Origin of the sequence: Methylobacterium trifolii (assembly GCF_022179685.1) — a bacterium.
GTDB classification, from domain to species: domain Bacteria; phylum Pseudomonadota; class Alphaproteobacteria; order Rhizobiales; family Beijerinckiaceae; genus Methylobacterium; species Methylobacterium trifolii.
Window position 1 is genome coordinate 1 of sequence record NZ_BPRB01000354.1, and the last position, 1,946, is coordinate 1,946.

Here is a 1,946-nt window from a genome sequence, read left to right on the forward strand (position 1 = left end):
CACAGGCCTGGGTAATTACTTCTATCCAGACGAAAGCAGGAGATCAGTTATTTTCTTCTGACTATAACAAATGCATGGAAAAAAGTGGCGGCGTGACTTCAGAAATGCTTGATTGTTCCGGGCTGGAAATGAAGCGTCAAGATAAAAGACTAAACGGCGCCTATCAAAAATTGATGGCGACAGCATCTGATGCGCAAAAAGCAGCGCTTCGCGACTCTCAAAGGCTTTGGCTCGCGTATCGCAAAACAAACTGTGATCTTGTCTATAGATTTGGCGGCGGCGGAACGCTGGATTCACTAGGCGCGAGCAGTTGCGAGCTGGATACGCTATCGCAGCGCGTCAAGTTTCTCGAAAACCTGTCGCCATCATAGGATGAATTAATGATTCCACGGCGTAATTAAATCTGGAGTTCCTGTCACAGGTTCGCCGTCAAGCTGCCCCACAGAAGTAGCTTAAAATCAAGCCCTCTTGCCAATTTGTAGGCAATCGGCTGCACTGCAGTTCCGCTTGAGGAACTGTAGGGGACCGTATGAAAGGGATCGCCGCCTTTGTGTTGCTGTGTCTGCTCATAGGGAGCGCAGCCGCTCAGGGGCCACTAGGCGGCCCAAATCCCCCCAACGAACAGCGTCAGGACGCTCAGAAGCCAGAGAGCCATAAAGGCGAAGCCAAGACACCGCAAAGCGACCCAGCGCCAGCCCAAGGCAGCAATAAGCCACCCGAGTCCAGGGCCGATCAGGAGAAACGCCAAGAAACCGCCGAAGCTGAACACCTCGGCTGGGCTAAACGTGCGATCGCGGACTTTATCGAATTTGCCGACCGAAACGATAAGGTCATTGTAGCCATAGCTACGGTCCTTATTGCCGCGTTCACGGTAATACTCGGCATAGCGACCGTATTCTTGTGGCTGGCAACACGGGCTCTCGTCCGTGGCGCCGATCAAACCGCAGAAAGACAGCTTAGAGCTTATCTTCTTATTGATGGATCTGGCCTCTTCATTGAAAATGGCATTGCCTCCTTCAAAATGCGGATTACGAATGCAGGCCAAACCCCGGCCAACAACATCTCTGTCAGATGCTTTGCTGGTATTGGAATGGACGAAAACTCTGTCGCGTTGACTGAGGGCGAAGGGGCCGAAAATATTGGCAGCGTTGGGCCAAGACTTTATACAGAACTTAGAGAAAACTTCCGCGCACTTACCGTTGAAGAAAATCAGATTATATATGGTCGGAAGGGCGCAATTTACTTCAGAGGCGCTATTAAATATGTGGATGTATTCGGGAAGTCGCAAACCACGAACTTCAGTCTCTATTTTGGCGGGCGTGATGGCCCCGACCCAAATCATCGCCTGACAAGCTGTCGATCCGGCAACGATATGACCTAACCCCAAACTCGCTACCAGCGCGCACCGCGCAGCCCACCTCACGACCGATCCTCCAACGAGAGGACCAGAGGTGGGACGGGGGCCGTCTCCGTGCTTGTGGCGTTTGCGCCATGATACCGGGGGCGACGGGTGCCACGGGCGTGACCGGTTCGACGGGCGCCACGGGTGCCACCGGCGCAACGGGTGCGACCGGCGCCACGGGTACGAAGGGCGATACCGGGGCTACGGGTGCCACGGGCGTGACCGGTTCGACGGGCGCCACCGGCGCCACCGGCGTGACCGGAGCGACGGGTGCCACGGGGACGAAGGGCGATACCGGAGCCACGGGCGCCACGGGCGTGACCGGTTCGACGGGCGCGACCGGCGTGACGGGTGCGACCGGCGCGACGGGGACGAAGGGCGATACCGGCGCCACGGGTTCGACCGGCGCCACCGGCTCCGGCGCCACGGGCGCGACCGGTGTTACGGGCGCCGGAGGAAGCACGGGCGCGACAGGTACGACCGGTCCGACCGGCGCGACGGGGTCCGGCGCCACGGGTTCGACCGGCGCGACCGGAGCTCCGGG

3 protein-coding genes are annotated in these 1,946 nt (G+C 58.3%); all 3 read left to right on the forward strand.

Annotation, left to right across the window (positions count from 1 at the left end; all coding sequences use genetic code 11):
• On the forward strand, positions 1-371 hold a 371-nt coding region (locus COGEMETH_RS24285; protein WP_238185241.1), incomplete at its 5' end, for a lysozyme inhibitor LprI family protein.
• Between the two features lie 158 nt (positions 372-529).
• Positions 530-1,381, forward strand: coding sequence for a DUF8453 domain-containing protein (locus COGEMETH_RS24290; RefSeq protein ID WP_238185242.1), 852 nt, complete (start codon positions 530-532; stop codon positions 1,379-1,381).
• 140 nt (positions 1,382-1,521) lie between these two features.
• On the forward strand, positions 1,522-1,946 hold a 425-nt coding region (locus COGEMETH_RS24295; protein WP_238185243.1), incomplete at its 3' end, for a hypothetical protein.

Coding starts and splice junctions, on each gene's coding strand:
- COGEMETH_RS24290 (WP_238185242.1), top strand. CDS start 530: ATGAAAGGGATCGCCGCCTTTGTGTTGCTGTGTCTGCTCATAGGGAGC.